General features: G+C 67.8%; 7 protein-coding genes. 2 read left to right on the top strand and 5 right to left on the bottom strand.

Annotated features, from left to right (window positions below):
* The first annotated feature begins 220 nt into the window (after positions 1–220).
* Positions 221–892: a TetR/AcrR family transcriptional regulator gene (locus QZ753_RS13520; protein WP_294644307.1), complete on the top strand. Its 672-nt coding sequence runs from the start codon at positions 221–223 to the stop codon at positions 890–892.
* 39 nt (positions 893–931) lie between these two features.
* On the opposite strand, the gene yihA is transcribed toward QZ753_RS13520, so the two are convergent.
* The 5 genes from yihA to rpmH form a co-directional block, all read right to left on the bottom strand.
* Entirely contained in the window at positions 932–1,621 is a 690-nt protein-coding gene (yihA, locus tag QZ753_RS13515; RefSeq protein ID WP_294644306.1) for a ribosome biogenesis GTP-binding protein YihA/YsxC, read from the bottom strand.
* Positions 1,618–2,259, bottom strand: a complete 642-nt coding sequence (locus tag QZ753_RS13510) for a CatB-related O-acetyltransferase (RefSeq protein WP_294644305.1) — start codon at positions 2,257–2,259, stop codon at positions 1,618–1,620. The genes yihA and QZ753_RS13510 overlap by 4 nt, the downstream gene beginning before the upstream one ends.
* A 104-nt stretch (positions 2,260–2,363) precedes the next feature.
* Complete coding sequence (gene yidC, locus QZ753_RS13505) at positions 2,364–4,169, bottom strand: membrane protein insertase YidC (RefSeq protein WP_294644304.1); 1,806 nt, start codon at positions 4,167–4,169, stop codon at positions 2,364–2,366.
* A 6-nt stretch (positions 4,170–4,175) separates the two neighbouring features.
* Entirely contained in the window at positions 4,176–4,571 is a 396-nt protein-coding gene (gene rnpA / locus QZ753_RS13500) for a ribonuclease P protein component (RefSeq protein ID WP_294644303.1), read from the bottom strand.
* On the bottom strand, positions 4,568–4,702 hold the full coding sequence (gene rpmH / locus QZ753_RS13495; protein WP_026501365.1) for a 50S ribosomal protein L34: 135 nt from the start codon (positions 4,700–4,702) through the stop codon (positions 4,568–4,570). Before rpmH ends, rnpA begins: the two co-directional genes overlap by 4 nt.
* A 318-nt stretch (positions 4,703–5,020) precedes the next feature.
* On the opposite strand from rpmH, the gene QZ753_RS13490 reads away from it, so the two are divergent.
* A complete protein-coding gene (locus tag QZ753_RS13490) occupies positions 5,021–6,481 on the top strand; it encodes a HAMP domain-containing sensor histidine kinase (protein ID WP_294644302.1) in 1,461 nt (486 codons plus the stop codon).
* Positions 6,482–6,599 lie beyond the last annotated feature (118 nt).

Raw genomic sequence — 6,599 nt, 5'->3', positions numbered from 1 at the left:
GGCCGACGACCTCGAGCTTCGGCGCGTCGGACACGCGCTCGGCGTCGAGAGAAGGATTTGACTTTTGAGACGCGGACTTCGACATAGTGGCAGAACCCAAATCGAACCGAACCGTTCGGTTCGACGTTGACATAGACGTGATGACCGGGCAGGGCAAGGGTGATCCCGCGCCGGCGCCCGGATTATTTCGGCATCCTTATCGAAAAGTGCTCTCGAAACCGTGACCGCTCTCTCACAGCTCGTACAGACCCCGTCGGCGCCCAGCGATCGTCGTGCCGCAGCGGGCGAGGACCCGACCAAGCGTCGACAGATCCTCGAAGGGGCCCGCCGGGCGTTCGTGGGCCTCGGCTTCGATGCGGCCTCGATGAACGACGTGGTGCGGGAGGCCGGCGTCTCGAAGTCGACGCTCTACGTCTACTTCCGGTCGAAGGAAGAGCTGTTCCGCGCGCTCATCGAGTGCGAGCGGGAAGCTTATCTCGCCGAAGTGGAGGCGCTTCTTACCGATCCCGGCGACCCAGCCGAAACGCTCCTGCGCTACGGGCAACGCCTTGCGCGGCTCGTGATGTCGCCAGAGGCGATGCATGCCAAGCGCACGGTGATCGCGGTCGCCGCGCGCATGCCCGAGGTCGGGCGCGAGTTCTACCGGCACGGGCCACAGCGGGGCCTCGCCCTTCTCTCGGCCTATCTGGAAAAGGCCTGCGCGGCCGGCACGCTGGAGATCCCCGACGTGCCCCTCGCGGCCGCCCAGTTCGTGGAGCTCGCCACCGCCGGCATCCTGCGCCGGCGCTTCTTCGACGACGAGGCGCCCGCGATCTCGGAGGACGAGATGGCGCGCGTCGTCGCCTCGGCGGTCCGCCTGTTCATGGCGGGTTACGGGCCCCGGCGCGCCTGACGCGCGAGGGCGCGCTCGATACCCGCAGGCACGGATGTCTCAGCCGCGCCCGTCCGCGAAGAAGGCGATCGCGGCCTGGACATCCTCGATCCCGAAACCCTTCTCGGACGACGTCGCGATGATCTCCGGGAAGGCCGCCGGCCGCTTGCGGATCGCCTCGCGGGTCGCTGCCTCGAGCTTGGGCAGCGCGAGGGCCGAGATCTTGTCAGCCTTGGTCAGCACGATCTGATAGGACACGGCCGCCTTGTCGAGCAGCGTCATCACGTCGGCGTCGTTCTTCTTGATGCCGTGGCGGGCATCGATCAGCACGAAGACGCGCTTCAGCGTCGCGCGGCCGCGCAGGTAGTCGAAGACGAGCTTGGTCCAGGCGTCGACCTGCTCCTTGGGCGCCTGCGCGTAGCCGTAGCCCGGCATGTCGACGAGGGCGATCGGCGGCAGGTCGCCGGCCTCGCCGGAATAGCCGTCGGGCACGAAGTAGTTCAGCTCCTGCGTGCGCCCCGGCGTGTTGGAGGTGCGCGCGAGCCCCTTCTGGCCGACGATGCCGTTGATCAGCGACGACTTGCCGACGTTGGAGCGGCCGGCGAAGGCCACCTCGGGCGGGCCTTCCGGCGGCAGGAACTTCATCGCCGGCACGCCGCGGATGAAGACCCAGGGCCGCGCGAAGAACAGGCGGCGCTCCTCGCCCCCGTCGGCGCCGGCCGTCGTCTGGTTGTCCTGCGTCTCGCTCATACCGCCTTCTCCAGCGCGTCGATGTCTGCGCCGCGGATGGCGGCAAGGTTTCGACCGATCCTGTCGATCGGCCAGTCCCACCAGCGGAGCGCCAGAAGACGCGCCACGATCTCGGGCTCGAACCGGCGGCGCCGCTCCGCGGCCGGGTTGCCCGCGACGATCGCATAGGGCGCGACGTCCCGCGACACGACGCTCGACGCCGCGATGATCGCGCCGTCGCCGATCGTCACGCCCGGCAGGATCAGGGCGTCGGCGCCGATCCACACGTCGCTGCCGACCGTGGTGTCGCCCTTGTTGCCCGCGCTGATGGAGGCGACGTCGAACCCGTCCTCCCAGCCGCCGCCGAAGATGTTGAACGGGTAGGTCGAGAAGCCCGTCATCGCGTGGTTCGCCCCGTTCATCACGAAGCGCGCTCCCGTGGCGATGGCGCAGAAGCGACCGATCACCAGCCTGTCGTCGAGAAACTCGTAGTGGTGGAGGATGTTGCGCGTGTCGAAGAGGAGCGCCGCATCGGGATCGTCGTAATAGGTGTACTCGCCGATCTCGACATTGGGCGCGGTGACGACGTTGCGCAGGAACACGATGCGTTGGTGGGCGGGCACGGGGTGCACCGCTCGGGGGTCGGGGCCGAGGGACATGACCGCTTCATACGGCCTTGCCGCCGGCGCGTCCACCGCGGCGGGAACGCGAAGCGGGCGGAGCCTCGGTGGCCCCGCCCGCCAATGTCAGCGCGCTGAAACGGTCAGCTCGTCTTCTTGCGCCGGAACGTGTCGCGCAGGTTGTCCCAGAGTTCGATCTTGGCGCCGTGCCGCTTCATGATCACGGTCTGCTGCGTGATCGAGAGCGTGTTGTTCACCGTCCAGTAGATCACGAGGCCGGCCGGGAACGAGGCCATCATGAAGGTGAAGATGATCGGCATCCAGGTGAAGATCATCTGCTGCGCCGGGTCCGGCGGCGTCGGGTTCAGCTTCATCTGGATGAACATCGTGATGCCCATCAGGATCGGCCAGATACCCACCATCAGGAGGTGCGGCAGGGTGATCGGGATCAGCCCGAACAGGTTGAACACGCTCGTCGGATCGGGCGCCGCCAGATCCTGGATCCAGCCGAAGAAGGGCGCGTGCCGCATCTCGATGGTGACGTAGAGGACCTTGTAGAGCGCGAAGAACACGGGGATCTGGACCAGCACCGGCCAGCAGCCCGCCGCCGGGTTGATCTTCTCCTCCTTGTAGATCCGCATCATCTCCTGCTGCTGCTTCACCCGGTCGTCGGCGTATTTCTCGCGCAGCTCGGCGATCTTCGGCTGCACCGTCTTCATGCGCGCCATCGAACGGTAGGATTTCGAGGCGAGCGGGAAGAACAGGATCTTGAGGGACACCGTGACCAGGATGATCGCGATGCCGAAGTTGCCGGTGAAGCGGTAGAGGAAGTCGATGTAGGTGAACATCGGCTTGGTGATGAAATAGAACCAGCCCCAGTCGATCAGCTGACCGAAATGGGCGATGCCGAGATTGTTCTCGTAGCCGTTGATAGTGTCGACGACCTTGGCGCCGGCGAAGGCCCGCGTCGTGGTGTAGAGCGTCGCACCCGGCTGGATGGTGATGGGATCGGCGAGATAGTCCGACTGGTAGAAGGCGCGCCCATCCGCCGAGTAGCGGAAGTTCGGCTGGAACGTGCCGATGCCAGTCGAGGGCACAAGCGCCGTCGCCCAGTACTTGTCGGTGATGCCGAGCCAGCCGACGTTGGTCTTGGCCGGCGAGGAGCGGCCCTCCTCCTCGATGTTCTTGTAGGTGACCTCCTGCAGGCCGTCCTCGCCGAGATGGCCGATGAGGCCCTCGAAGATCACGAAGGCGGCGGCGTGCTCGGGCTTGGAGAAGCGTACCGAACGCCCGTAGGGCGACAGGGTGACCGCGGCGGCGCCGTCGTTGCGTACGTTGTCCTCGACCGTGAACATCGACTGCGCGTCGACCGAGATGCGGCGCGTGAAGGTGACGCCGGCCTCGTTCGAGGCCGTCAGCGTCAAGGGCGTCTGCGGCGTCAGGGTCTGGTTGCCCTCGGCCTGCCACAGCGTGCCAGGGCCCGGCAGCGCGCCGCCCCCCTGCCCGGAATAGCCGAACTCCATGAAATAGGCGTTGGAGCCGATCGTCTCGGGCGACAGGAGCACGATCGTCGGCGACGAGTCGTCGACCGTCTCGTGGTAGTTCTTGAGGCGGAGATCGTCGAGCCGCGCGCCCTGGAGATTGATCGAACCCGACAGCGACGGCGTGTCGATGGCGATGCGCGGAGAGCCGGCGAGCGCGGCCTCGCGGGTCTGACCGTCCACGGCCGGCGTCTGCGTCGTCGGCACGACGCTCTCGCGCCCGGCGGGCGACACCGCCCCTTCCTGGGGCGTGCCGGCGGGCGTCGTCGGCGTTTGGAGGGTCGCCTGAGCGCTCTGCGTCGCGAGCCGCTCGGCTTCCATGCGCGGATTGATGACGAGGAACTGCCACCCGACCAGAACGGCGATCGACAACGCCATGGCGATCAGGAAATTGCGGCTGTTTTCCATGGAAGGTCAGATCCCCGGAGGAGGCGTTGCGGGCGCCGGCCTGTGCGCCTGCACCTTGGCGACGCGCCTCGATAGCTCGCCCGTAAGCGTCTCGAACGGCAGGGTGAGAAGCTCGCGACGGGCGACGATCACATAGTCGAAGCCGGCGGCCATGTCAGCCCCGCACACGGTGCGGATGGCCTCACGAAGACGTCGGCGGATGCGGTTGCGCTCCACCGCGTTTCCGACCTTGCGCGTCACGGTGAGGCCGTAGCGGGCCGCGCCGCCATCGGCCCGGTCGAGAGCCTCGATCAAAAAGAAAGGGCCGTTCAAGCGACGGCCCCGTCTTGCGGCCAGAAACTCGGCGCGCTTCGTCAGTCTGGAGATCGCGGGTCCGCGGGAGCCGGAAGGCCTCGGCGTCAAGCCGACAGGCGCTTGCGGCCGCGCGCGCGGCGAGCCGCGATGACCTTGCGACCGCCGGTCGTGGCCATGCGGGCGCGGAAGCCGTGGCGGCGCTTGCGGACGAGCTTGGAGGGCTGGTAGGTGCGCTTCATGGTCGTATCCCGCAGTGGACCTGCGGACCTCTTGATCTTCTATGGGTTCAAATCGAACGTCGAACGCACGAAAGATCCGCATGGGCAAGCCCCATCCGACCCGGCATCCGTCTGTGGGCGCGCTTATAAGGAGGAAGCGGGGAACAAGTCAATCGCCCCCGGTCCGATCGAGGCGACGGCCAGTCATTCCGTTAGGCATTTGAGCGACGCAGCGTGCGCAGAAGCCCTTTCGGGATGACCCGGGCGCGCCGATCCCCTAGGCTTGGCTCACGTTTCCCTTATCTGCGACGCCAGCCCGCAATGGGCGTCGGAACCTTGATGACACGAGCCACTACCGAAGCGAAGCCCAGAGAGGACACGCGTCCCCGCTTTGCCAGGCGCCTGTCGACCCGCCTGTTCGCCCTCACGGTGGTCGCCGTGATGGGCGCCGAGGTGCTGGTCTTCGTGCCTTCGATCGCGCGCTTTCGCCTCGACTGGCTGCAGTCCAAGCTCGAGACCGTCTCGGTCGCCACCCTGATGGCGGATTTCGCCGAGGGCGGCCTCCTTCTGTCGCCCGATCAGGAGAGCGAGCTTCTCCATGCGCTCGATGCGCGGCTCATCGCCATCCGTCGCCCCGGCTCGACCGAGCTTCTCGCGCGCGCGCCCGATCTCGTCAGCGTCGACGAGCAGGTGGATCTTTCGAAGGAGAGCCGCTTCGATTCGGTGCTGGCCGCCTTCGACACGCTCCTCAGCCACCAGCCACGCACGATTCGCCTCGTCGGCGCGATCGGCGACGGCACGATGACCGGCGAGATCGTGTTCGACGAGGCGCCGCTGCGCCGCGCCATGCTCGTCAACTCGCGCAACATCCTGTTCCTGTCGCTCGGGATCGCGAGCTTCACCGGGCTCCTCGTCTTCGGCGCGATCAGCCTCTTCCTCCTGCGCCCGATCCGCGCCCTGACGCGCGCGCTGGTGCGCTTCGGCGCCGACCCGGAGGACCCGTCGCTGATCCTCAAGCCGAGCGGGCGCAGCGACGAGCTCGGCATCGCCGAGCGGGAGCTCGCCGGGATGCAGGGGGTGCTCGCCGACACGCTGCGCCAGCAGCGGCGCCTCGCCGACCTCGGCCTTGCCGTATCGAAGATCAACCACGACCTGCGCAACATCCTCGCCTCGGCGCAGTTGATCTCCGACCGCCTCGCCGACGTGCCGGACGCGCAGGTCCAGCGCTTCACCCCGGTTCTCATCCGCAGCCTCGACCGCGCGCTGCACTACACCCAGTCGGTGCTTGCCTACGGCCGGGCAGCCGAGAGCCGGCCGGTCCGCCGGCTGACGCTTCTCCACCGCCTCGTGGAGGACGTCTTCGAGACGCAGCTCGTGACGCCGGAGCAGGGCATCGAGCTCGTCAACGGCGTCGACCCGGCGATCGAGGCCGACCTCGACCCCGAGCAGTTCTTCCGCGCGCTGTCCAATCTCGTGCGCAACGCGGTGCAGGCCCTCGAGGGCGAAAGCGGCGACGCGATCGTGCGTCGGATCGCCGTCCTCGCCGAGACGCCCGGCGAGGGACTTCTGCGCCTCATCATCGAGGACACCGGCCCCGGCCTCGGCCCCGCCGCGCGCGACCATCTCTTCCAGGCGTTCCGCGGATCGACGCGCGCCGGGGGCACGGGCCTCGGGCTCGCGATCGTCGCCGAGATCGTGAAGGCGCATGGCGGGCAGATCCGGCTCGGCACCTCGACGACGCCCGGCGCGCGCTTCGAGATCCAGCTTCCCGGCGCCCTCCCCGCCCCCGCGGCCGACTGACGATCGCCCCGCCATCGGGGGTTCGCCACCCGTCTGCAACAAACCTGACGGCCACGTCGCAGAATCGCTTGCAATCCCCCCGAGACTTGGCTAGTTACCCCTCACGAACGGCCGAGGC

Origin of the sequence: uncultured Aureimonas sp. (assembly GCF_913775355.1) — a bacterium.
Lineage (GTDB): Bacteria > Pseudomonadota > Alphaproteobacteria > Rhizobiales > Rhizobiaceae > Aureimonas.
Note: the sequence above shows the minus strand (reverse complement) of the source record. Positions and strands in the feature narration are given on the sequence as shown.